At 28.9% G+C, this 24,501-nt stretch carries 29 protein-coding genes and 1 riboswitch; of the genes, 18 read left to right on the top strand and 11 right to left on the bottom strand.

Going from position 1 to position 24,501, the window contains the following annotated elements; all coding sequences use genetic code 11:
* Nucleotide 1: 1 nt before the first annotated feature.
* Genes ACTTAV_RS02295 through rnhA form a run of 13 tightly spaced genes read left to right on the top strand, consistent with a single transcriptional unit; the run spans nucleotide 2 to nucleotide 11,467 of the window.
* Nucleotides 2-2,398, top strand: a complete 2,397-nt coding sequence (locus tag ACTTAV_RS02295) for a chromosome segregation SMC family protein (RefSeq protein WP_440669924.1) — start codon at nucleotides 2-4, stop codon at nucleotides 2,396-2,398.
* 15 nt (nucleotides 2,399-2,413) lie between these two features.
* Nucleotides 2,414-2,689, top strand: a complete 276-nt coding sequence (locus ACTTAV_RS02290; protein WP_440669923.1) for an AtpZ/AtpI family protein — start codon at nucleotides 2,414-2,416, stop codon at nucleotides 2,687-2,689.
* Between the two features lie 11 nt (nucleotides 2,690-2,700).
* Entirely contained in the window at nucleotides 2,701-3,435 is a 735-nt protein-coding gene (locus ACTTAV_RS02285; protein ID WP_440669922.1) for a F0F1 ATP synthase subunit A, read from the top strand.
* An 18-nt stretch (nucleotides 3,436-3,453) separates the two neighbouring features.
* Nucleotides 3,454-3,681: a F0F1 ATP synthase subunit C gene (locus ACTTAV_RS02280; RefSeq protein WP_006997791.1), complete on the top strand. Its 228-nt coding sequence runs from the start codon at nucleotides 3,454-3,456 to the stop codon at nucleotides 3,679-3,681.
* Nucleotides 3,682-3,685: 4 nt separating this feature from the next.
* Nucleotides 3,686-4,276: a F0F1 ATP synthase subunit B family protein gene (locus ACTTAV_RS02275; protein ID WP_440669921.1), complete on the top strand. Its 591-nt coding sequence runs from the start codon at nucleotides 3,686-3,688 to the stop codon at nucleotides 4,274-4,276.
* The gene (locus tag ACTTAV_RS02270) at nucleotides 4,251-4,763 is read left to right on the top strand and encodes a F0F1 ATP synthase subunit B family protein (RefSeq protein ID WP_440669920.1); all 513 of its coding nucleotides are present in this window, start codon (nucleotides 4,251-4,253) and stop codon (nucleotides 4,761-4,763) included. The genes ACTTAV_RS02275 and ACTTAV_RS02270 overlap by 26 nt, the downstream gene beginning before the upstream one ends.
* A 39-nt stretch (nucleotides 4,764-4,802) precedes the next feature.
* Entirely contained in the window at nucleotides 4,803-6,263 is a 1,461-nt protein-coding gene (crtI, locus tag ACTTAV_RS02265) for a phytoene desaturase family protein (RefSeq protein ID WP_440669919.1), read from the top strand.
* Nucleotides 6,263-7,147 carry a squalene/phytoene synthase family protein gene (locus ACTTAV_RS02260; protein ID WP_440669917.1) on the top strand — a complete coding sequence of 295 codons (885 nt, stop codon included), beginning with the start codon at nucleotides 6,263-6,265 and terminating at the stop codon, nucleotides 7,145-7,147. The genes crtI and ACTTAV_RS02260 overlap by 1 nt, the downstream gene beginning before the upstream one ends.
* Nucleotides 7,134-8,201: a lycopene cyclase family protein gene (locus ACTTAV_RS02255; protein ID WP_440669915.1), complete on the top strand. Its 1,068-nt coding sequence runs from the start codon at nucleotides 7,134-7,136 to the stop codon at nucleotides 8,199-8,201. Before ACTTAV_RS02260 ends, ACTTAV_RS02255 begins: the two co-directional genes overlap by 14 nt.
* Nucleotides 8,202-8,206: 5 nt before the next feature.
* The gene (locus ACTTAV_RS02250) at nucleotides 8,207-9,151 is read left to right on the top strand and encodes a Brp/Blh family beta-carotene 15,15'-dioxygenase (protein ID WP_440669914.1); all 945 of its coding nucleotides are present in this window, start codon (nucleotides 8,207-8,209) and stop codon (nucleotides 9,149-9,151) included.
* Nucleotides 9,132-10,076: a 4-hydroxy-3-methylbut-2-enyl diphosphate reductase gene (ispH, locus tag ACTTAV_RS02245; RefSeq protein ID WP_440669913.1), complete on the top strand. Its 945-nt coding sequence runs from the start codon at nucleotides 9,132-9,134 to the stop codon at nucleotides 10,074-10,076. The genes ACTTAV_RS02250 and ispH overlap by 20 nt, the downstream gene beginning before the upstream one ends.
* Nucleotides 10,077-11,042, top strand: a complete 966-nt coding sequence (locus ACTTAV_RS02240) for a homoserine kinase (protein WP_440669912.1) — start codon at nucleotides 10,077-10,079, stop codon at nucleotides 11,040-11,042.
* On the top strand, nucleotides 11,042-11,467 hold the full coding sequence (gene rnhA, locus ACTTAV_RS02235) for a ribonuclease HI (protein WP_440669910.1): 426 nt from the start codon (nucleotides 11,042-11,044) through the stop codon (nucleotides 11,465-11,467). The genes ACTTAV_RS02240 and rnhA overlap by 1 nt, the downstream gene beginning before the upstream one ends.
* Here rnhA and ACTTAV_RS02230 read toward each other — a convergent pair.
* The 9 genes from ACTTAV_RS02230 to ACTTAV_RS02190 form a co-directional block, all read right to left on the bottom strand.
* Nucleotides 11,459-11,944, bottom strand: coding sequence for a peroxiredoxin (locus ACTTAV_RS02230; RefSeq protein WP_440669909.1), 486 nt, complete (start codon nucleotides 11,942-11,944; stop codon nucleotides 11,459-11,461). The two genes, rnhA and ACTTAV_RS02230, sit on opposite strands and share 9 nt — an antisense overlap.
* Nucleotides 11,944-13,323: a threonine synthase gene (gene thrC, locus ACTTAV_RS02225; RefSeq protein WP_440669908.1), complete on the bottom strand. Its 1,380-nt coding sequence runs from the start codon at nucleotides 13,321-13,323 to the stop codon at nucleotides 11,944-11,946. The genes ACTTAV_RS02230 and thrC overlap by 1 nt, the downstream gene beginning before the upstream one ends.
* Nucleotides 13,324-13,977: an SURF1 family protein gene (locus tag ACTTAV_RS02220; RefSeq protein ID WP_440669907.1), complete on the bottom strand. Its 654-nt coding sequence runs from the start codon at nucleotides 13,975-13,977 to the stop codon at nucleotides 13,324-13,326. It lies immediately after the preceding gene.
* Nucleotides 13,978-13,985: 8 nt separating this feature from the next.
* Nucleotides 13,986-14,774, bottom strand: a complete 789-nt coding sequence (locus ACTTAV_RS02215; protein ID WP_440669906.1) for a cytochrome c oxidase subunit 3 — start codon at nucleotides 14,772-14,774, stop codon at nucleotides 13,986-13,988.
* Between the two features lie 9 nt (nucleotides 14,775-14,783).
* A complete protein-coding gene (locus ACTTAV_RS02210; protein ID WP_440669904.1) occupies nucleotides 14,784-15,317 on the bottom strand; it encodes a cytochrome c oxidase assembly protein in 534 nt (177 codons plus the stop codon).
* 118 nt (nucleotides 15,318-15,435) lie between these two features.
* Complete coding sequence (gene cyoE / locus ACTTAV_RS02205; RefSeq protein WP_440669903.1) at nucleotides 15,436-16,347, bottom strand: heme o synthase; 912 nt, start codon at nucleotides 16,345-16,347, stop codon at nucleotides 15,436-15,438.
* Nucleotides 16,348-16,367: 20 nt separating this feature from the next.
* Entirely contained in the window at nucleotides 16,368-18,002 is a 1,635-nt protein-coding gene (ctaD, locus tag ACTTAV_RS02200; protein WP_440669902.1) for a cytochrome c oxidase subunit I, read from the bottom strand.
* A gap of 2 nt (nucleotides 18,003-18,004) precedes the next feature.
* Nucleotides 18,005-18,817 carry a cytochrome c oxidase subunit II gene (coxB, locus tag ACTTAV_RS02195; protein WP_440669900.1) on the bottom strand — a complete coding sequence of 271 codons (813 nt, stop codon included), beginning with the start codon at nucleotides 18,815-18,817 and terminating at the stop codon, nucleotides 18,005-18,007.
* A 60-nt stretch (nucleotides 18,818-18,877) separates the two neighbouring features.
* On the bottom strand, nucleotides 18,878-19,579 hold the full coding sequence (locus tag ACTTAV_RS02190) for an RsmE family RNA methyltransferase (protein WP_440669899.1): 702 nt from the start codon (nucleotides 19,577-19,579) through the stop codon (nucleotides 18,878-18,880).
* A 17-nt stretch (nucleotides 19,580-19,596) separates the two neighbouring features.
* Here ACTTAV_RS02190 and ACTTAV_RS02185 point away from each other — a divergent pair, with 17 nt between their 5' ends.
* Nucleotides 19,597-20,262, top strand: coding sequence for a haloacid dehalogenase type II (locus tag ACTTAV_RS02185; protein ID WP_440669898.1), 666 nt, complete (start codon nucleotides 19,597-19,599; stop codon nucleotides 20,260-20,262).
* A gap of 1 nt (nucleotide 20,263) precedes the next feature.
* Here the strand turns inward: ACTTAV_RS02185 and ACTTAV_RS02180 are convergent, their stop codons facing one another.
* Entirely contained in the window at nucleotides 20,264-21,322 is a 1,059-nt protein-coding gene (locus tag ACTTAV_RS02180) for a homocysteine S-methyltransferase family protein (RefSeq protein ID WP_440669897.1), read from the bottom strand.
* A gap of 70 nt (nucleotides 21,323-21,392) precedes the next feature.
* Nucleotides 21,393-21,458: riboswitch (SAM riboswitch) on the bottom strand.
* Nucleotides 21,459-21,632: 174 nt separating this feature from the next.
* Here ACTTAV_RS02180 and ACTTAV_RS02175 point away from each other — a divergent pair.
* Genes ACTTAV_RS02175 through ACTTAV_RS02160 form a run of 4 tightly spaced genes read left to right on the top strand, consistent with a single transcriptional unit; the run spans nucleotide 21,633 to nucleotide 24,082 of the window.
* A complete protein-coding gene (locus ACTTAV_RS02175; RefSeq protein ID WP_440669896.1) occupies nucleotides 21,633-21,869 on the top strand; it encodes a CDGSH iron-sulfur domain-containing protein in 237 nt (78 codons plus the stop codon).
* 3 nt (nucleotides 21,870-21,872) lie between these two features.
* On the top strand, nucleotides 21,873-22,241 hold the full coding sequence (locus ACTTAV_RS02170) for a DoxX family protein (RefSeq protein WP_440669895.1): 369 nt from the start codon (nucleotides 21,873-21,875) through the stop codon (nucleotides 22,239-22,241).
* A 36-nt stretch (nucleotides 22,242-22,277) separates the two neighbouring features.
* Nucleotides 22,278-23,114, top strand: a complete 837-nt coding sequence (locus tag ACTTAV_RS02165) for a pirin family protein (protein WP_440669894.1) — start codon at nucleotides 22,278-22,280, stop codon at nucleotides 23,112-23,114.
* Nucleotides 23,111-24,082: a quinone oxidoreductase family protein gene (locus tag ACTTAV_RS02160; protein WP_440669893.1), complete on the top strand. Its 972-nt coding sequence runs from the start codon at nucleotides 23,111-23,113 to the stop codon at nucleotides 24,080-24,082. The genes ACTTAV_RS02165 and ACTTAV_RS02160 overlap by 4 nt, the downstream gene beginning before the upstream one ends.
* On the opposite strand, the gene ACTTAV_RS02155 is transcribed toward ACTTAV_RS02160, so the two are convergent.
* Nucleotides 24,079-24,483 (bottom strand): DUF2721 domain-containing protein, encoded by a 405-nt coding sequence (locus ACTTAV_RS02155; protein ID WP_440669892.1) that lies wholly within the window; start codon nucleotides 24,481-24,483, stop codon nucleotides 24,079-24,081. The two genes, ACTTAV_RS02160 and ACTTAV_RS02155, sit on opposite strands and share 4 nt — an antisense overlap.
* Nucleotides 24,484-24,501 lie beyond the last annotated feature (18 nt).

The following is a 24,501-nucleotide window of genomic DNA, read 5'->3' as shown; positions in this document are numbered from 1 at the left end:
CATGGAGTTTAAAAAAATCCAACTCAATGGATTTAAATCCTTTGCTGACAAAACTAACTTCTTAATTGAGGATGGTTTAACAGGAATAGTTGGGCCAAACGGATGTGGAAAATCAAATATAGTTGAATCTTTAAGATGGGTAATGGGAGAAACCTCTGCGAAGAGTATGAGAGGCTCTGGAATGGAAGATGTTATATTTTCAGGAACTTCCAACAAGCCCTCAAAAAATATTGCTGAGGTTTCAGTTACAGTTTCTAATGACAATAATGAAGGTCCAATTCAATTTAGAGAACTAGATGAGGTAAATGTTAGAAGAAAAATAGAAAAAGATAAAGGATCTAAATTTTACATTAATGATAAAGAAGTTAGGGCAAGAGATGCACAAATGTTTTTTGCAGACTTATCGACTGGTGCCCACTCACCTTCCATGATTAGCCAAGGTCGTATTGGAGCGCTTGTTACTGCGAAACCAACAGATAGAAGAGCAATATTAGAAGAAGCGGCTGGTATTTCTGGTCTTCATGTTAGAAGGCATGAGGCTGAACTAAGATTAAGTGCAGCTGAAAATAATTTAAAAAGAGCAGATGAGCTCAGAAGACAACAAGAGAAACAATTAGCAAATCTTCAAAAACAAGCTGAAGAAGCTACTAAATATAGAAATATTTCAGATGAAATTAAAAAAATAGAGGCAGGACTATACTATCTAAAGTTATTAGAAATTGATAAAGAAATTAGGATTGAAAATGAGATTAATACTGAAGCTGAAGGAGAAGTAAGTGGGTATAATAATAAAATTGAAGAAATAGAGAAACAAATCAAATCTGAAACTGAAAAAGTTACACCTTTAAGAGAAAAAAATATCGAAAATTTATCAAAGATACAAAGACTTAACTTAGAACTTCAAAGTCTTGATGAAGAAAATAACAGAATTCAAGATGAAATTAGAAATATTAAAAACTCTCTTCAAACTTTTGATGATGACATCAGTAGAGAAAAAGGAATTGTAATTGATGCAAATTCAAATGAAAAAAGATTAAAAGAAGAAAAAAGTGAACTTATAGAAATCGACTCAAAATATTATCAAACTGAAAAACAGTCTAACGAAGATCTTAATAATTCTAAAAATAAATTAAAATTAGAGATAGACAAAGTAAAAGAATTAATTTCATCAAAAAAAAATGAAGAAGCAATATCAGCACTTGATAATTGTTACAATATTATTGATGATTATGCTGATAGCTATAGCAAAAATCAAAATATAAAAAAAGAATCTGTTAAAAGAAATGAAAGAATAAATGTAATAGATAAAGAAATAGAAAGTTGGAAAAATTTATTATCTAATTCAGAAAAAATGGTTACAGAACTTAGTGAAAGGAAGAATAAAATTAATTCAAAGCTAGATGAACTAGATAATCAACCAAAATTACAAGCAGAAAAAAAAGGGCAAATTTCTGAAAATCTAAGAATTTCTGAAGAAGAAAAAAATGAAAATGAATTAATAATAAATACAACTGATGAAAAAATAGAAAGCTTAAGAAGTCAACTCAATGAAATTCAAGAGCAATCAATTCAAATTAGAGAGCGAAAAGCAAGTTCGGGTGCAACAATTGAAGGACTTAAAAAAAGAAAAAATGATTTAGTTGACAGAATAATTTCAGAATTGAATTTAACTGAAGAAAATATTTTAGAAAATTCAAATTTATTTGGTAAAGAGGAATTTCCTGATGCTATTAATCAGGAGGATTTGTTAGATAAAAAAAAACAAGAAAGAGAAAAATTAGGTTCAGTTAATCTTAAAGCTGATGAAGAAACTAATAAATATGAAGCAGAAATTAAAAAAATGGAACAAGATAGAGCAGATTTAGTAACAGCAATAACTAAATTAAAAGATAGTATTAATGAATTAAATCAAAAAGGAAGGGAAAGATTAGTAGAAGCTTTTGAAAAAGTTAACAGAAAATTTAATGAAGTATATACTCAATTATTTAATGGGGGTAATGCTAAACTAGAATTGGTTGACTCTGATGACCCTTTAGAAGCAGGTTTAGAAATGTTGGTAAGTCCCCCGGGAAAAAGGCTTCAATCTATAACTTTGCTATCTGGGGGTGAGCAAGCCTTAACAGCACTTTCGTTAGTATTTGCTGTTTTCCTAACCAACCCATCACCAATTTGCGTGTTAGATGAAGTGGATGCTCCATTAGATGATGCAAATGTTACTAGATTCTGTAATTTACTCGAAGAACTTACAAAAATCACTAATACTAAATTTATTATAGTTACCCATCATGCTTTAACCATGTCTAAAATGAATAGATTGTACGGAGTAACTATGCCAGAGAAAGGTATCAGCCAGCTTGTAGCTGTTGATTTACAAAAAGCAGAAAGTATGGTCGCTTAATCAAGACTTTTTAAAATGCCTAAAGATCCATTTAAAACTCGCTTAGAGATTGCAAAAAAGAAAGCTAATAAAAGAAATTTAGACAATAGAAAACACGATCCATCCCCAATTGGCACTGCTTTTAAGCTTAGCACTGAACTAGTTTCGGCAGTAGCTGTAGGGACAATTATTGGGTTTATTTTAGACAAGACCTTTGGTACTAAACCATGGTTAATTTTAATATTTTTTTTTGTAGGGGTAATTACTGGAATAACCAACGTCATTAAATCTGCAAAAAAAATGCAAAAATAGATAAAAAATTTATGGCAGCAAATCCAATGACACAGTTCGAAGTTTATCGAATTGGTCCAGAAATAAAAATAGGTGCTTTTGATATTTCATTTACAAATGCAAGTTTGTTTATGGTTGTAAGCTCACTTGCAATTTTAATTATTTTTAATCTTGGATCTAAAAAAAATTCAATTCTACCAAATAAAATTCAACTTCTTGCCGAATTAAGTTACTCATTTGTGTCTAAAATGATTAGTGATACCGCAGGTTCAAAAGCTAAACCTTATTTCGCTTTTATATTTTCATTATTCATGTTTGTGCTTTTCTGCAATATGTTTGGAATGATTCCCTACACTTTTACTGTTACTAGTCATATAATTGTAACTTTTGTTCTTGCAGCTTTTATATTTATAGGGGTAACAATAATTGGTTTTATTAAACATGGGTTTGGCTACTTAAAATTATTTGTACCAAGTGGAGTACCTATTGTACTGTTACCTTTAATAGTAGTTATTGAAATTATTTCATATTTAAGTAGACCTATAAGTCTTTCAGTTAGGCTTTTTGCAAACATGATGGCAGGTCACACTATGATGAAAGTTTTCGGAGGCTTTGTAATAAGTCTTGGAATAGTCGGTGGATGGCTTCCACTGAGTTTTTCGGTTGCTTTGACTGGTTTGGAGATCTTAGTTGCTTTTCTTCAAGCTTATGTTTTTGCAATATTAACATGCATCTATTTAAACGATGCATTAAACTTACACCATTAACTAACATAGGAGGATATAATGGAATTAGAAGCAGCAAAAATGATCGGGGCAGGTTTAGCAGCAATAGCTCTAGCTGGTGCCGGTGTTGGTATAGGAATAATCTTTGGAAACTATTTATCAGGTGCGATGAGAAATCCATCTGCTGCACAAAAACAATTTCCTAATTTGCTTTTAGGATTTGCTCTTGCAGAAGCAACAGGATTATTTGGTTTAGTAGTTGCGTTAATCATTCTTTTTGCATTTTAAATTAATGATTAAAAAAATATTTTTTCAGTTAGTATTTTTCAATTTCTTTTTTATTAAAGAAGTTTTTGCGGCTGAAAGTGGAGGTATGCCTCAATTAAATCCTGAATTTTGGATTTCACAAATATTCTGGCTAACATTAACTTTTGGTATTTTATATTTTGTACTATCCAAACTAATTCTTCCAAAAATAAGTGCAAATCTAGAATTAAGAAAATCTCAAATCCAAGAAAATATTGAGGCGGCAGAAAAACAAAGAGAAAGTAGTGAGTCAAAACTTAGAGAATACGATGAAATAATCCAAAAAAGTAAATTAGAAGCAAAAAATATTTTTAAAGATGCTAGAGAGAAAATGCTTAAAAATATAAATTCTAAAAAAGAAATTTTAGATAAACAAATTGATGAGGAAATTAGTAATGCTGAAAAAGAAATAGAAACTTTAAAAAAAGGAGCTGCTGAAAAAATTAATAAAATTGCAATCGAAACATCTTCAGATCTTGTAAAAAAATTAATTGGAGCAGAAGTAAATAATAGCAGTATATCAGCAATTGTTAACGATCTTTCAAAAAAAAATGGAAATAAATACTATGGTTCTTGATTCAACTTTTTGGGTAGCGGTTTCTTTTTTTATATTTTTTGGTGGGCTAATTTATTTAAAAGTTCCACAAAAAATAAATGAAATATTAAATAAGCTTATTTTAGATATTAAAAACGAAATAGATGAAAGTGAAAAATTAAGAACTGAGGCTAAAATATTATTGGATAATGCTCAAAAAAAACTTGATACTGCTCAATCAGTAAGTGATGAAATTTTAGACCAAGCAAAAAAAGATAGCGATAGATTAATTATAGAATTAAATGATAAGTTTCATAAATCTTCTGAAATAAAAAAAAATTCAACACAAGCTAAAATCACACAAATGAAAGATACCGCAATTAAGGAAATAAAAAATGCTTCTGTTAAAATTGCAGTAGATTCAGTAAAAAAGATTATTACTACCTCTGTAGATAAATCTAAATTAGATACCTTATTTCAAAAAAATTTAGAGGAAACTAAAGAAGAGTTAAAAAAAATTAACTCATAATCCTCTTACAATTATTTGAAAAAACTATAAATTATCATAATGAATTCTGTTGTAATTGGGTCTGGTTTTGGAGGTATAGCTGCCGCACTGCGCCTAAAAGCAAAAGGTCATGATGTCACCTTAATTGAAAAACACCCAGATCTTGGGGGAAGAGCTAGAGTATTTAAGAAAAATGGATTCATATATGATGGGGGTCCAACAGTTATTACAGCACCCTACTTAATTTATGAGTTGTTTGAAATATTTAAAAAAGACCCAAAGGATTACATTAAAATTTCTCCATTAAAAATTTGGTATCAATTTGTTTTTGAAGACAAAACTAGATTTAATTATTCTGGTAATGAAATTGAAATGAAAAGACAAATTGAAGAAATAAACAAAGACGATGTAAAGGGCTATGAAAAATTAGTAAATTTCACAAAAAAGATTTTTGATAAAGGTTTTACTGAACTTGCTGATGTTCCATTTGATAAACCGTTTGTAATGATGCAACAACTACCTGCCCTTTTAAAACTCAAAAGTTATAAATCAGTTTATTCATTAGTTTCATCTTACATAAAAAATGAAAAATTAAGAAGAATGTTAAGTATGCATCCATTATTAGTTGGAGGAAATCCCTTCACCACAACCTCTATTTATGGATTAATTTTATACTTGGAGAAAAAATGGGGAATTCATTATTCAATGGGAGGAACAGGAAATATTGTAAAAGGTTTTGAAAAATTAATGAATGAGGTTGGTATTAAAATTATCAAAGGCAAAGAAGTAACCAAAATCATAACTAATAACCGAAAAATAAGTGGCATACAATTAAATGATCAAAGTATTATAAATTCTCAAAATGTTATTTGTAATGCTGATCCACCTGCTGTTTATGAAAAAATGCTAAATGGTAACAGTAAAAATTCATTTTTTTTTAAATGGAAAAAAAATAGAATGCAGTATTCTATGGGTCTGTTTGTTTATTACTTTGGAACAAAAAAAAAATATAATGATATAGAACACCATACAATAAAATTTGGTAACAAATATAAAGAACATCTTGATGATATATTTAATAATAAAAGATTAAATAATGACATCAGTTATTATCTTCACAGACCTTCAGCAACTGACAAATCAATGGCACCTAATGGAAATGATTGTTTTTATGTGTTAGTTCCTGTGCCTAATAATCAATCAAAAATAGATTGGAAAATCGAAGGTAAAAAAATGAAAAACTTGGTAATTGATAAAATGGAAAATGATTTAATGCCTAATCTGAGAGAAAATATTATTGAAGATTTCTATTTGACGCCTGATTACTTTGAAACGGAGTTGAATACAAAATATGGATCTGGTTTTTCAATTCAACCAAAATTTTCTCAATCAGCTTATTTTAGATTTCATAATAAATCTGAGATTTATGAGGGGTTATATTTCGTTGGAGCTGGAACGCACCCTGGTGCTGGTGTACCTGGTGTTTTATCCTCAGCAAAAGTATTAGACAAAATAATTTAATGGATAAGAAAAACTATCTAGCTATTTTTGCTAAATCATTTAATTGGGCAGGGTTTTTTTTGCCCAAAAAAGTTTATGAAGATTGCGCCAAACTTTATGCATTTTGTAGAATTCTAGATGATGTAGCTGATGAAAAAACAAATTTAGACTCTAGAATTGAAAAATTCAATAAAATAAAAAATTTTTTCAAAAAATCTTATGATTTAAAAAATAACGAAGAACTCGAATTAAATGAAAATGAAAAAATTATAAACGAAGTAATCAATCTTGCAGCAAACAATAATATAAAAATAATTATTTTTGAAGACTTGATTGATGGTGTTGGCTCTGATTTAAAAAAAAAAATTCATATTAGATCAGTAAAAGACTTATTAGTTTATTCTTATAGAGTTGCGGGATCTGTAGGTTTGGTTATGTCAAAAATATTAAATGTGAATGATAGAAGAGCTTTAAAAGGAGCAATTGATCTAGGTATAGCAATGCAATTAACAAATATCGCTAGGGACGTAATTGAAGATAAAAAAATGAATAGAGAATATATCAAACCAGACTTTGAAAATATTCAAGCAACCCTAAAACTCGCAGAAATGTTTTATGATAGCTCATTCAGTTCTATCCAGAAAATCCCATTTAAATATAAATTTTCAATAATTGTTGCGAGGAGAATTTACAGACAGATTGGAAGAAAAATCTTACAAAAAGGTAATATGGAAAATTATGAAAAATCAGGCAAAATTTATGTAAATAATTTTGAAAAAATTTATCAAACAATTATTTCTATATTTGACTTGATATTAGTTTATTTAAAAGAAATAGAACCTCATCAAAGAGCAAAAGAGCATAATATTATTAGTCAGGAAGTAGATTTAGATGAAAGAATTTAATTATATAATTATTGGTGGTGGGTGTGCAGGTCTATCACTTGCATATGAGTTAGATATTCACGAAAAATTAAAAGATAAAACTTTAGCAATTATTGAACCTAGATCAGAATACAAAAAAGATAAAACCTGGTCTTTTTGGAAAGTAACACCTCATAACTTTGATGATTGTATTAAGAAAAGTTGGGAAAATTTTTCAATCAACATACCAGGTAAAACTAATTTTCTAGAATGTAAAAATTATCCATACCAAAGCATAGATAGTGGATTATTTTATGAAAAAATAAATAATAGATTAAAAGAAAACAAAAATATTTTTTTCTTTAAAGATATTAAAGAAATTAATCCAAAAAACTCATTCATTTTTAACAGTGTACCACATATTAAAAAAAATCATCTAAATCTTTGGCAACATTTTTGTGGTGTGGAAATTGAGACAAAAAATAATTTTTTTGATGAGGAAATTTTTAATCTAATGGATTTTGATTGTGAACAAAGGAATAGCGTTCATTTTTTTTACACACTTCCTTACTCAAAAAATAAAGCTTTAGTTGAAACAACTTGGTTATCTAAAATGAATGATAATTCTCAAAAAAACTATGATCAACAAATTAAAGATTACATTGAAAAACATCTCAAAATTCAAGACTATGAAATTACCTACAAAGAAGAAGGTGCAATACCCCTTTTCTATCCATCTTATGAAAAAGAAAATAATAAAATAAATATTGGGACTGCTGGTGGAATGACAAGGTTAAGCACTGGATACACTTTTTTAAATATTCAAGAACACAGCAAATTTATCAGAGAAAATATTGAAAACATTTCTACGGCCACTAGATTTGAAATAAATAAAAAATATCAATTTTTAGATGATATTTTTCTGCGTGTCCTAAATAAACATCCAGAAAAAATGCCTGATATTTTCTTCAATATGTTTAAAACTTCACCTAAGACCGTGATAAAATTTTTATCTAACAAAAGTAATTATTTGGAGGATTTAAGTATAATCTTAAGAATGCCAAAAATGACTTTTATTAAAGCATTATTTTATTAAAAAAAATGAATAATCGAATAAAAAAAATTAATCTAAATCATTCTTTTATATTTTTTTTATTTTGTAATATTTTTTCTTTGGTAACTTTTGTTATTAATTATTTTACAATCTCACCATTAATTTGTTTATTATTAATTTTAAGTGTTGGAATATCTCATGGTTCACTTGATAATCTTAAAGGAAAAAAACTTTTTCAAATATATGGTATTAATAATTCTAATATTTTTTACTTAGTATATATTTTTATTTCTATCACAATAATAATTCTATGGGTAGTTATCCCGATGTTATCTTTAGTGGTTTTCTTGATTGTAGCTTCATATCACTTTGGTAAAGAAGATACTCAATTTTTGATAGTCGAAAATTCATACTTTAATCAACTATTATTTTTAATTAAAGGTTCCTTGATAATATTAGCACCAATGTATTTTCATTTTAATGAAACAGTTTCCATCTTTAAATTACTCCTTATTGATAATGAATTTTTCTATAAATTTCTAAATTTTATTGAAACGAACAGAATTTTATTTTTTGGAATTATTTTAGCAACTCTATCAAATATTATATTATTCACTAAAAATTTTGAATTTAAAAAATTTACTATTTTTTTAGATTATTTTTCAATTTTAATTATCAATTACTATTTTTCTCCATTAATTGCTTTTACTATCTATTTCTGTTTTTTACATTCAATTAGGCATAGTATTACTTTAATGTCTGAATTAAATGAAACTGACTTAAATTTAGGATTTAAATTATTCATAAAAAAAGCCTTACCATTAACTATTTTTACTGCCACTTTCTTTTTATTTGGTCTGTATTTTTTGAATAATTATTACAGTTTTAACTCCTCAATTTTAAAAATTATATTTATAGGTTTGGCGTCCTTAACCTTTCCACATATATTGCTGGAATATCTTTTGGAAAAAAATGAAAAACAAAGAAATTAAAATTTTATTATCTGCGCCGAGAGGTTTTTGTGCTGGGGTTGAAAGAGCTATAGAGATTGTAGAAAAATCAATTAAAAAATATGGAGCTCCTGTTTATGTAAGACATGAAATAGTTCATAATAAATATGTAGTTGATGATTTAAAAAATAAAGGAGCTATTTTTGTTGAGGAACTTGAAGAAATAGAGGATAGATCAAGACCAGTTATATTTTCTGCTCATGGTGTCCCAAAAAAAATTCCTGAAGATGCAAAAAATTATAATATGACTTATGTTGATGCCACTTGCCCTTTAGTTTCAAAAGTGCACAGAGAGGCAGAAAATCTCCATAAAGCTGGTTATCATTTAATCTTAATAGGTCATCAAAATCATCCTGAGGTTATTGGTACAATGGGTCAATTACCTAATGGATCTATAGATCTTATTCAAAATGAAGATGAAGCAAAAAAATATAAAGCCAAAAATCTAGATAAAATTTCTTATGTAACGCAAACAACTTTATCTGTAGATGATACAAAAGAAATAATAAATATTTTAAAAGAAAGATTTCCAAATATTAAAGAGCCAATGAAGGAAGACATTTGTTACGCAACAACAAATAGACAAATGGCAGTAAAAAATATTGCAAAAAAATGTGATTTATTTTTTGTTATTGGCAGTAGAAATTCATCTAATTCGGTTAGACTTGTTGAAGTTGCTAAAAAATCTGGATGTCTAAATTCTCAATTAATCCACTCACAAAGTGAAATCCCATATGAGCTAATTGAAAAATCTGAAACTATTGGAATTTCATCTGGCGCATCTGCTCCAGAAATTTTGGTAAATAATTTTATTAATAGCTTAAAAAAAAGATTTACAGTCAGCATAGATGAAGTAGAAGCAATAAAAGAAAACGTTGTTTTTAAAATTCCAAAAAAATTAAATTAAATGGCTGTATACACAAAAATAAATAAAAAAGATCTTTTTAATATAAACAAAAATTTTGATAGTAAAAAATTTATTAGGTTTAAAGGTATCAAACAAGGTATAGAAAATACAAATTATTTAATCAGGTCAAAAAAAGAAAAGTTTATTTTGACTATTTTTGAAAAAAGAGTTTCGAAAAAAGAAATACCCTTTTTTATGAAATTAATGGATCAATTAAATGACTTAAAAATTAATTGTCCAAAGCCATTAAGAAATAAAAAAGGAAATTATTTATTTAAATTAAGAAATAAGACTGCATGTATTGTATCTTTTCTTAAAGGAAAAGATAAAAAAACACTTAATATCAAAAATTGTCATGACATTGGAAAAATGATTGCTGAAATGCATTCTTCTACTAAAAAAATTAAACTTTATAGAAAAAACTCTATGGGGATAAAAAACTTAAATCCATTATTAAATAGTATTAAATTTAAATCAAAAAAATTCACAAATATAGAAAAATTTCTAAAAATAAATTTTAAAGATATAAAAAAAAAATGGCCTAAAAAATTACCCAATGGAATAATTCATGGAGATTTATTTATAGATAATATTTTCTTCAATAATAATAAACTATCTGGGATTATTGATTTTTATTTTGCTGCTAATGATTATTTTATGTATGAAATTGCGATATGTGTTAATGCATTATGTTTTGATAAATCTAAAAATAGATTTATTTTAAATAAAAAAAAGGTAAAAAATTTAATTAAAGGATATGAAAGTATCAAAAAATTTTCAGTTAAAGAAAAAAATTCATTAAATATTTTATGTCGTGGTGCTGCAATGAGATATTTTTTAACTAGACTTTATGATTATACGAATACTCCTAAAACAGCATTAATAAAAATTAAGGATCCAAGGGAATATTACCAAAAGTTATTAATACATAATAATTTACGCAACTATAAAGATTACCTTAATTAATGATTAAAATTTATACTGATGGTTCGTGTTTAGAAAATCCAGGGAATGGGGGTTGGGCGGCTATAATAAATAATAATGGAGAGATTAAAAAAATTAATGGAAATGAAAAAAATACCACTAACAATAGAATGGAATTAATGGCTCCAATAAACGCTCTAAAAAATATAAATTCTGATGAGGAAATAAATATTTTTACAGACTCTCAATATGTAAAACTTGGAATAACTGAATGGATAAATACATGGGTTAAAAATAATTGGAAAAATTCAAAAAAAGAAGAAGTAAAAAATAAAGATCTTTGGATTGAGCTTTATAATTTAAATAAAAGTCTAAATGTGAAATGGAATTGGGTTAAAGCTCATGCAGGAGATCCATTAAACGAAGAAGTTGATTTATTGGCAAAAAAAGCGGCTGGACTAGACTAATTCTAAAAAGTTTTCTGCAGCTGAAATTTCGCACGAACCTGTGTCTTTTTCTTCCTGAATTTTAATAACTTTTAAACTATCTACTAACATTGTGTATCTATTGGATCTAATTCCTAGCCCTCTTCCACTTTTGTCAACTTCAGCACCTATCGCTTTAGTAAAGTTTAAAAAAGGATCTCCCACCATTATAATTTTATCACCTACATTATTTTCTTTGCCCCATGCATTCATAACGAATGGGTCATTAACAGATATACAGATAATTTGATCTACTCCCTTTTGTTTGTATTTTTCACTATTGTTAACATAACCTGGTAAGTGTTTTGCAGAACAAACTGAGGTATAAGCTCCGGGTAATCCAAAAATTACTGATTTTTTATTTTTTAGAATATTTTCTATATTTTTTTTTACTGGCTCACCATTTTCAAGTACAAAAACTTCTGAATTAGGTAAGGTTTCATTTTCTTTTATTTTCATTAAATTTTCTCTTTAATATATTTTTTGATTTTATCTAGATTATTATCAATTATATCATATTTTTCTTTCTCATCCATTATAAACATTAATTCTTTAGGTAACTCGGCGTTTTGATCTATTGACTTTTTTATTGCATCTGGAAACTTACATGGATGAGCAGTAGCTAGTACCACATTATTTCCTTTCAATTTAATCTTATCAAAAGCATTATAGCCAATTGCAGTATGAGGATCTAAGATTGTTTTGTGACTATCGTAAACATTTTTTATAGTTTTTATAACTTCTTCTTCATCAACTCTTGCAGATAAAAAATCAACATTTATCTTTTCTAATTTTTTTTTATCAATGAAATAATTTCCTTTTTCTTTAATGTCTTTCATGACCATAGCTGTCTTGATATCATCATGATTATTGACATCATACAAAAGTCTCTCAAAATTACTGGCTAGTTGAATGTCCATACTAGGAGAGATGGTCTCAGAAACTTTTTCAATAGTATATTCACCCTTAGAAATTGCTCTATGCAATATATCATTTTGATTGGTTGCTACCACTAGCTTATTAATTGGTAGACCCATTTTTTTTGCCAAATAACCAGCATATACATCTCCAAAATTTCCAGTTGGAACAGAAAAATTAATTGGTTTGGATCTATCCTTAATCAAGAAAAAACTATAAAAATAATAAACGCTTTGAGCAACTATTCTTGCCCAGTTTATTGAATTAACTCCAGACATATTGATTGAACTATAAAATGATTTATCAGCAAACATTGCCTTAACCAAATTTTGACAATCATCAAAGTTCCCATTTATAGCAACATTAAATACATTTTTTTCGTTGCCTGTTGTCATTAATTTTCTCTGAACAGGAGAAATTCGATTATGTGGATGAAGTACAAATATGTTTATATTTTTTTTTCCTTTAATAGCATCAATCGCTGCAGCTCCTGTATCACCTGATGTTGCTACAACTATATTTATTTTTTCATTTTTATTACTTAAATAATATTCATAAAAATTACCTAAAAGCTGCATAGCAACATCTTTAAAAGCCAATGTTGGACCATGAAATAATTCAAGAACATATCTATCACCGACCCTATTAAGCTCTACAACATTTTTTTTTCTAAAGACTGAGTAAGATTTATCTATAATATCACTTAAATCTTTTTCATTCACAAAATCGCCCATGAATGGATAGATAATTTTTTTTGCTAAATCTGCGTATTGCAAATTTTCAAAACTATTTAAATCTTTTTGGGTATATTTATGAAGAGATTTAGGAATATATAAACCACCATCATCAGCTAAACTTTTGATAAAAACGTTTTTAAAACTGAAGTTATTTAAACTATTTCTAGTGCTAATGTAATTCATTTAATAATTTTTTCTTCTAAAATATAAATATAACAAAAGAATTGAAATCGCTAATGAAAACCATGTAATTGCATATTTTTTATGATTATTAGAAATATTAGCAGTAATTTTTTTTGGTTTTGGAAATTGATAATTGCCATCTAAATATATTATATAATTAGAAAATTTTTTGCCTGTAAATTCTAAAATATCTTCTCTGTCTAAACTAAACCAATAATTTTCTTTGATATCATTATCTGGTTTAAAAATATTTTTTCTTCCCTGAGATTTAAGTATTCCAATAATATTATTTTCATCAAACTCATAAATTTCCTTAGAATCTTTTTTTTTAAAAGGTATCCACCCTCTATTAATTAAATAATTTTTACTATCAATTATTATAGGATTTATAACTTCAAAACCTGGTGTACCATTTTCATTTAAATTATATAAATAAATTTGTTTATCAAAATCTATGGAACCTGATGTTTTTATCTTCAAGAAATTAGTTACATTAGTCTCTGACAATTGAACTGGAGGTTTTTTTATAGAAGATTCAATTTCTAAAATAAGATTATTTTTCCAATTTAACCGAATGATTTGCCATGAGCCCAAAGAAATAAAAACTAAAATGAAAAAAATTACAAAAACTGAAAATAAAAATTTATGTTTCAAGGATCAAATTAACTTCCCCAAATATATATAGCAGCGAATAAAAATAACCATACAACGTCAACAAAGTGCCAATACCATGCGGCTGCTTCGAAACCAAAGTGATGATCTTTATTGAAGTGACCTAATTTTCCACGCCATAGACATACTGCTAAGAAAATAGTACCAACAATTACATGGAAACCATGAAATCCTGTTGCCATATAAAACACTGATCCATATATATGATCTGAGAAAGTAAATGTTGCATGATGATATTCATAAGCTTGTAAAGCGGTAAAACAAACTCCAAGGATCACTGTTAAGATTAAACCATTAATAAAACCCTTTCTGTCATCTTCTAAAAGAGCATGATGGGACCAAGTAACCGTTGTTCCTGATAATAGCAATATTAATGTATTGATTAATGGAATATCCCATGGATCAAAAGTCTCAATATCTTTTGGTGGCCATACATTACCAACAAATTCATTTGGAAAAAGACTGACATCAAAATAGGCCCAGAACCACGCAACAAAAAACATTACTTCTGAAGCTATAAATAATGTCATTCCATATCTGTGGGAAATTTGAACAACTGGAGTATGATGGCCTTGATGTTCTGCTTCAATAACAACTTCTCTAAACCACATATATGCTCCATAAATTAATAAAGCAAAACCTAGATACATTCCCCAAGAAATTTCATAATGCATATATGAGACAGCACCAATCGCTAGAACTAAACAAGCAAATGAAACATATATTGGCCAGGGGCTTGGATCTACTAAATGGTAATCATGTTTTTTTTCAGCTGACATTTTTTTGGATTATGATTGTTTATAGTAATCTGTCGAGAAAAAAGTATACGACATAGTTACATCTTCTAGGTTTTTCACAGTCGGATCATTGACCATTTCGGGGTCTAAATAAAAAGTCATAACATAAGTTGCTTTTTCACCAGCTTTTAATTCTTGTTTTTCAAAACAAAAACACCCCAATTTACTATAATATTTACCAAAACTTGCAGGTGAAACATTGAAGCTTGCTACTCCAGCTGTTGGCTCATTACTATAATTAGTTACTTCAAACTCAATTTTGTTAACTTGACCAACTTTAACATCCATAACATTTGATTTAGCTTTAAAATCCCACGGTAGATTATTTACATTAGTATCAAATCTCACACTTACAACCTTATCTAAAACTATTTTTGGAGCACTATTTGATACTTGAGTAGTTCCCCCAAATCCAGTAACCCTACAAAAAAGATCATACAAAGGCACTGCGGCATAAGACAAGCCTAACATTAAAACAAAAATTCCAGCTAAAACTAGTGGAGTTAATTTTTTTCTTTCAATCATATAGCCCTATCAAACACTCCAGTGTTATATAATGTAAAAAAGAAAAGAAATATCATGAAGGCAATTATTGCTATTGCTGTAAAAATATTTTTTCTCTTTGTTTTTTTATCTGGCGAAATCATGTTATTTTATCTATCAGAAAAAGTACAAAAACCAAAAATAAATATAATATTGAGTACCCAAATATTGATTTGGCTTTTTTAGAGTTAAATTTATTTTTTTTATAATTATAAAGCTCAAAACATAAAAAATTATAATAAAAAGTTAACAATAGTGATGGAATTAAAAAAATTAATCCAACAAAATCAATTAAATATGGAAAAATTATAACTGGCAGCATTAACAATGAATAAACAAATATATTTATTTTTGTGCTCTCAACTCCATTTGTTATGGGAAGCATTGGTATATTGGCTCTTTTATAATCATCAGATTTATACAGACTTAAAGCCCAAAAATGTGAAGGCGTCCAAAAAAATATAATTAAGAAGAAAGCTAATGGTTCAATTGAAAGTGAACCAGTTGCAATTGTCCATCCAATCACAGGTGGAAATGCTCCAGCAGCTCCACCAATAACAATATTTTGCGGCGTTCTTCTTTTCAGCCAAATTGTATAAACAAAAACATAAAATAAAATTGTTAATAGTAATATTGCAGCTGAAATTCTATTCGTAAAATAATCCAACGCTACTACAGAAACAATTGATAGAGTAACTCCAAATATAAGAGCCTGATTTTTATTTACTTTTCCAGTTGGTATTGGTCTTAAACAAGTTCTAGTCATTAAAGCATCAAGATCAGACTCATACCACATATTCAATGCTCCAGCGGCTCCAGCGCCTAATGAGACTAATAAAATTCCAATTATAGCATCTTTTGTTGAAACAAGATTTGGTGCAGTTAATAAACCAACTGCACATGTAAAAATCACCAAAGACATAACTCTTGGCTTCATCAATTTAAATAACTCAGAGAAATTAAATAAATCTTCTTGTGATAAATTTGTTTTTTTTAACTTTGAACTATCCATCAATTTTTTTAGCTTTTATTTTAGCTGTGTGATTTTTCTGTCTCTTGATCATCAACAAACTTTGGCAATTCCTCAAATGTATGGAAATTAGGTGGAGATGGCACAGTCCATTCTAAAGTTGTAGCACCTTCACCCCAAGGATTTTGTTCAGCTGCTTTCTTCTTTGCAAAAGCATAAATAAGATTTGCAAAAAATACTGCTAACCCGGCAACCGCAACATAAGAACCTATTGAAGATATATAATTCCATCCAGCAAATGCATCTGGATAATCTGCATATCTTCTTGGCATTCCTGCCAAACCTAGGAAATGTTGAGGGAAGAAAATTAAGTTAACACCTATAAATGTTAACCAAAAATGTAATTGGCCCATCCATTCAGAATATTCGTAGCCTGACATTTTTGAAAACCAATAATAGAAACCTGCAAAAATTGCAAAAACTGCACCTAATGAAAGCACATAATGGAAGTGAGCGACAACATAATAAGTATCATGCATTGCAGTATCTACACCTGCATTTGCTAGCACAACACCTGTTACACCACCTACTGTAAACATGAATATAAAACCAAGAGCCCACATCATAGGTGTTTTGAATGAAATAGATCCACCCCACATAGTTGCTATCCATGAGAAAATTTTTATTCCTGTTGGCACTGCAATAATCATTGTTGCTGCTAAAAAGTAAGCCTTAGTATCTGTACTTAATCCAACTGTGTACATATGGTGAGCCCATACTACGAAACCAACTATTCCAATTGCTACCATGGCATATGCCATACCTAAATAACCAAAAACTGGTTTTCTAGAAAATGTTGATACAATATGACTGATCATTCCAAAACCTGGTAAAATTAAAATATAAACTTCTGGATGACCAAAGAACCAAAACAAATGTTGAAACAAAACTGGATCTCCTCCGGTCTGTGCCTCGAAAAAGGCGGTTCCAAAATTTCTATCAGTTAATAACATTGTAATTGCTCCAGCCAAAACTGGTAATGACAATAACAACAAGAACGCTGTTACCAAGATCGACCAAGCAAACAATGGCATTTTATGTAATGTCATTCCTGGAGTTCTCATGTTTAAAATTGTTGTAATAAAATTAACTGCTCCCAAAATTGAAGATGCACCAGCTAAGTGTAAACTTAAAATTGCTAAATCCATAGCTGGTCCTGGCTGACCTGCTTTAGATGATAACGGTGGATAAATAGTCCAACCACCACCAACTCCTGTTTGACCTGGAGGGCCATCAGCAAAAATTGATAAGATTAATAAAGTTAATGAAACTGGTAATAACCAGAAAGAAATATTATTCATTCTAGGAAATGCCATATCGGGTGCACCAATCATAATTGGTACAAACCAATTACCAAAACCACCTATCATGGCAGGCATGACCATGAAGAAAATCATAATTAAACCATGGCCAGTAACTAAAACATTATATAAATGATAATTCCCACCTAAAATACCATCGCCAGGATGCATTAATTCCATTCTCATTAAAACAGAAAAAGCTGTGCCTATAACTCCTGCAACTATTGCAAAAATTAAGTACATTGTACCAATGTCTTTATGATTAGTAGAGTACGCCCAACGTTTCCAACCTGTTGGTGTATGATGATCGTCGTGTGATGCTGTTTGTGTATACATATTTATTTACTCGCTAATTTAAGTTTATCATTTTCAATTTCTTCTTTTGCAAATTTTACACGCGCCTCAGATAACCATTCTTGGTATTCTTCTTCACTTACTACCTTAACAGTTATTGGCATAAACGCATGTTTAATCCCACATAGTTCTGAACACTGGCCATAGTATGTTCCAACTTTTTCTGCTTTAAACCATGTTTCATTAATTCTACCAGGTACCGCATCTCTTTTTACTCCAAACGATGGTAAGGCCCAAGCATGTAAAACATCGTTAGCAGTGATTAAAACTTTTACAACTTTATCAACTGGGACTACTACTTCATTATCAACTGCTAATAATCTTGGTTGATTTGCTTCTAAATCTTTTTCCTCAATCATATAAGAGTCGAAAATTATATTTTCATCCGGATACTCATATCCCCAGTACCACTGATAACCAATAGCTTTAATTGTTAAATCTGCTTTTGGTATTGTGTCTTGTTTATATAAAATTTTAAATGAAGGGACTGCCATGACTATTAGAATTAAACATGGAATTAAAGTCCATAAAACTTCCACAGTTACATTATGTGTTCTTTTTGAAGGATTTGGATTTGCTGATGCTCTAAATCTTACACATGCATAAAGCATTAAAAATAAAACGAACACACTTATTGCAATAATAATTGGTAATAAAAGTTTGTCATGAAAAGCAACAATTTCTCTCATAGACTCTGATGCAGCTTTTTGAAAACCTAATTGCCAGTCAACAGGCTGATTAGCAAAAGCATTTTGCGATATAAAAGTTCCTGAAAATATGTAAAAAATTTTTTTCATTTTTAATAGCTATATAAAGCCCTTTTATAAAAATTACACTTTAGTTTTCGCGACAATTTATCAATTAATCACATAATTTATGATCGAAATAGCAGATATCACTGCTGTTTCTGATCTTAAAATATTCTCATTAATTTTAAGAGACTGAACACCTTTAAAAGAGAGAATCTCCTCTCTCTCAGCCTCTGAAAAATCACCCTCTGGACCTATTATAATGCAAATAGGCTTATCTGTTAACTTTGATTTTTCAATTTTTTTATTATCTGAATTTAAATCAGTAAAAATTAAATCCATTGAATTTGAGTTTAAAAAATTTTTTAAATCTTGTGCTTTCTCAATTTCAGGCACATTTAATCGATTTGATTGTTCACTAGCTTCAATAACTATTTTTTCTAAACGCTCGTTATTAATTTTCCTCACAACTGTTCTATCAAAAATAATGGGTAAGAATTTTGTTACTCCTAATTCTGTTGCTTTTTGAATCATAAAATTTTGATAATTTGATTTTATTGGAGAGAATGCTAGCCACAATTCTTTTGAACTTTCTTTTTTTCTTAATTGTTTAACTGTTTTAAATTCAACAATACCTTTGGATATCTTCAAAACTTTTGCTTCCCATTCTCCATTTTGATTAAATATTGAAAAAACTTCACTTTCTTTAATACGCATAACTTTAACCAAATAATGTGATTGGGACTTATCTAATCTATCAGTCGTATCTGCGGATAATATGTTTGAAAAAAATAATCTAATATTGCTCATTTGTGTTAAGTTAGTTTATGAAAAATGTTAAAGCAATAATTTTTGATGCTTACGGAACGCTGTTTGATGTTAACTCAGCTGCTGAAAAATGTAAGGATAAAATTGGTAGCAAATGGGAGGCTTTTGCAAATTTTTGGAGGACTACACAATTAGAATATACTTGGCTTCGAAGTTTAATGGAAAGACATAAAGATTTTTGGCAAGTTACTGAAGATAGTTTAGATAAGTCAATGAAAGCTTTTAATATAGATCTTTCTATGAAAGATGAATTACTTAATTTATATAAAGTACTGTCACCCTACAAAGAAGTTCCTGAAACTTTAAAAAACCTAAAAGAAAAAAAATTTAAATTAGCTATTCTTTCTAATGGCACTCCTTCATTACTAAAAGAATTAGTTAATAGTAATGATTTAGATAATTTATTTGATGATATATTTTCTATTGAAGAAGTTGGGATTTATAAACCAAGTTCTAAAGTTTACGATATTCCAATAAAAAAATATCAGATTGAAAAAAGTGAAGTTGCTTTTTTAAGTGCTAACACTTGGGATGTTTCTGGTGGTGGAAATTATGGTTATCAATCTATTTGGGTAAACAGAAATAATAATATTTTTGATAACCTTGATTATGAGCCCAAAAATCAAATCAAAAATTTAAAAGATCTGTTACCCAAAATAAATTAATTTAAGCTTTATCTCCATACTCAGTCATGTGTTTTGGAATTCTTTTATTTTTCCCATACATGAAATGATTTTCCATATTTTCTCTATACTTACTTGCAGGAACTTTTAATCCAATTGACTCTGCAACTTCTCTTATCAACATTGGGTTAGCACCACAGCAAACACCAAGATAGTTTATGCCTAGTTCATGAGCGTCTTTTGCAAATTTTCCAATCTCATATCTGTTACAAAAATGTGGATCAAGTGCTGTTGGAAATGTTCTTCCATGTGGAGATGGACAAGAACAATCATCTCTATCTGGTAAATTGAAAAAAGTTGGATGTTGATCGTTAGTTCTATAAGGAATAGGTAAAGCTCCTACATGACACTTAACGGCTTTTCTTATTTCTTTTAAAAAAGGAAACATGGTTGCTGGTCCTCTAAAACAATTTAAACCAACTACATCCGCACCTTTTTGCTCTAATTCTTTACAAGTATCAACAACAGAATTTCCATCTCGCATTACATTTTCACCCATTGGAGAAATAGTTAATACAGTTGGAAGATTTGCTTTTTTCATAACCTCAAGAGCTTTGAAAGCTTCTTCGGCATAATAAAAAGTTTCACCAATAAGTATATCTGCTCCTTCATCTACTGCCCATCCAATCATTTCAGAAAACATACTCTCAACTTCTTTTTGAGATTGTTTGTCATTTTCTTTCCAAATGTTAGAATTAGAAATATTTCCTGCCATCAAATTTGGTTTCGATCCTTTGGGTGTATCTAATGCAACTTTTTTTGCTATTTTTAAAGCTGCACGATTTAAAGGTTCAAGTAATTCTTCCTTGCCAATTACTCTCATTTTTTCTCGATGTCCATTGTAAGTAAATGCTTCAACAACATCAGAGCCTGCATGTTGAAATTCTCTATGTAAATTTTCAAGTACTTCAGGATGATCTAAAGAAACCATTGGCACAAACTCTCCTGATGCCATGTAGCCTCTTCTTTCAATTTCAAATAAAAAACCCTCTGCACAAATTACAGGTCCTTTATCTAATCTTTGTTTTAATTCATTAGCCATTTTCTTTCCTCCAATAAATAAATGGAGAAAAGAGACTAATAAAAAACCAAGAGGGTAAAAAATTGTCTCTTCTCTCCTTTTTAGTGCTTTAGCATAATGCAAGGTGCACAATATGGTTCAAATACCCGGTTTAGTTTTGGAAGTTCAAAAAAAAACCACCAGCTGAAGCGGTGGTTGAAGCGTCGCTTTAGCTGGATTTTTAAAGCGCCCGCAATTTAACTTAAATCGGCGCTATATTTATTTATAACATAAAGCTATATTTAAATCAACAAAATAAAACTTATTAAGTAATAGCTAAGGATATTAATTTATGACTAAAGGACAAAGAGCAGGTAACGGAGCAATTGCAGTAGAAGTTGAAGAAGGCAAATCTTATTTTTGGTGTAGTTGTGGTAAAAGTTCAAAACAACCTTTTTGTGATGGCTCTCACAAAGGTTCTGAATTTAATCCTGTTGCATATAAAGCTGAAGCGACAAAAAAAATGTTTTTTTGTACTTGCAAACAAACTAACAATCAGCCATTCTGTGATGGATCACACAATAAATAGAATATGACAAATATATTGGATTTAATTGGTAGAATTTTTATCTCTATAGTTTTTTTATTAAGTGGATTTCATAAAATAGGAAATTATGAGGGAACAGTTGGTTGGATGGAAAGTTTTGGGCTTCCTGGATTTTTATTGATACCAGCAATTATTTTAGAAATAGCTGGACCAATATTGATTATTGTTGGTTATCAAACAAGAATTGCTGCTGGAGCTCTAAGTTTGTTTTGTATAGCTACTGCTGTTATCTTTCACAATGATTTTTCAGATCAAATGCAATTTATTGCATTTATGAAAAACATCGCTTTAGCAGGTGGATTTTTATTTTTAGTTGTGAATGGTGCTAAAGGTTATTGTTTAGACAAAAAGTAACCTTGAAATAAATATTTAATTAATTATTTGAATGACATGAAAAATATTGAAGTAAAACAAATTATTGATCCTATCCCTGCTTCTGATGGAGCTGGTGTTAAGCTTAAGAGAAGTATTGGAGTTGAACCAAATTATTTTGATCCCTTTTTGATGTTGGATGAATTTGGTTCAGAAAATAGTGAAGACTATATTGCTGGTTTTCCTCCACATCCGCACAGAGGGATTGAAACTGTTACATATATGTTGGCAGGTGATTTTGAACACAAAGATAGCACTGGTGGTGAAGGTAGAATGACAGCAGGAGATGTTCAATGGATGAAAACTGGAAGTGGAATTATTCATTCTGAAATGCCTGCAATGAAGGAAGGTAAACTTCATGGGTTTCAATTGTGGATTAACATGCCAGCCAAATTAAAAATGAGCAAACCTGAATATATTTATATTGATGCAGATAAAATGAGTGTGCATCAAGATCAAGACAAGCAAGTAAAAGTAATAGCTGGTAAGTTTGAAAAAGCTGAAGGTCCAGTAAAAGGACACAATGTTGAGCCTATATATTTTGATGTTGAGCTACATAAAGATAAAGAATTTAATTTTAATTTACGATCTACACATAATACTTTTGTTTATTTAATTGATGGTGAAATAGAAATTGGTTCAAAAAAACATGATAATGTCAAAAATAGCACTTTGATATTACTTACAAAAGGTGAGGAATTAAAAATTAAAGCAAAAACAAAAGCAAAATTTTTAGTTATATCAGGTAAACCAATTAATGAAGAAATTGCAAGAGGTGGACCTTTTGTTATGAATACCAAAGCAGAGATCTTGCAAGCTGTTCAAGATTATCATAATGGTACATTTGTAAAATGAAAGCAGTAATAATTTCAAAAAATGGCGGACCAGAAGTTTTAGAATTAAAAGATATTAAGTTAGGTGAACCTAAATCTGGTGAAGTTTTAATTAAAAATGAAGCTATTGGTTTAAATTATATTGATACCTATCATAGATCGGGCCTCTACCCTGTTGAATTGCCATCAAATATTGGAATTGAGGGTGCAGGAATAATTGAAAAAGTTGGACCAGATGTAAAAGACTTTAAGGTCGGAGATAAAGTTGCTTATGCATCAATGCCAATCGGTTCATATGCAACACACAGAATTTTTCCAACTAAAAAATTAGTTAAAGTACCTGATAAAATAGAATTAGAAAACGTTGTAACGTTAATGACAAAAGGTTTCACAGTTTTTTATCTTCTTCATAAAACATATCCAGTGAAATCAGGTGAAACTATATTATTTCATGCGGCTGCGGGTGGTGTTGGACAAATATTTTGTCAGTGGGCAAAAAGTTTGGGTTGTACTGTTATTGGAACTGTTGGATCTGATGAAAAGATTGATATAGCTAAAGCTAATGGCTGCGATCATGTAATTAATTATTCTAAAGAAAACTTTGCTGAAAAAGTTAAAGAAATTACTAACGGAGTTGGTGTTCCGGTAGTTTACGATGGTGTTGGTAAAAAAACATTTGATGATTCAATTGAATGTTTAAAAGTTAGAGGAATGATGGTTTCTTTTGGAAATGCATCTGGTCCTATAGAACCATGTAATGTTGGAAAATCTTTAGCACCAAAAGGATTATATTTAACAAGACCAAGTATTGCTCATTACACTTCTACAAAAGAAGAATTGGATGAGGCAGCTAATAAAGTTTTTGAAATGTTCATCAATAAAAAATTTAAATTAAATATTTTTAAAAAGTATTCTTTAGAACAAATTGTAAAAGCACATCAAGAGTTAGAAGGAAGAAAAATTTTAGGACCTGCTGTAATTATTCCTTAATCAACATCAACATCCATATCTGACATATGAAGTTTTAAAGCATTAGTTGATAAGTGAATTTCTCTTATAAAAAATAATATAGATATAATCATAGATAAACAACAAGATCCAAAAATTAATCTAGCAATAAAAACTTCGTTTAAATAAAGTCCAAGAACTGTAAGCATGTTGAATAAGAAACCAAAAGCAGCAAACATAATAGTCCATCTCAAAAGTGTTATTCTTCCACTTAAATTAATAAACTGCTTTTTCCATTCAGGAGGTATATGTTTTTCATAAACATGTTCATCATGTAATTCTCTAATTAACTTACTTAAGGTATGAAATCTGTTGCTATAAACGCTCATTAATAGAGGAATAGCTGGAAACATCAAAGCTGTGACTGTGTAATCTATATTCATACGAATCAATTTGATTAT

Source organism: Candidatus Pelagibacter sp. HIMB1483, from assembly GCF_052048135.1.
Taxonomy (GTDB): Bacteria; Pseudomonadota; Alphaproteobacteria; order Pelagibacterales; family Pelagibacteraceae; genus Pelagibacter.
The sequence above is the reverse complement of the archived record's forward strand: the minus strand, read 5'-3'. Positions and strand labels throughout refer to the sequence as shown.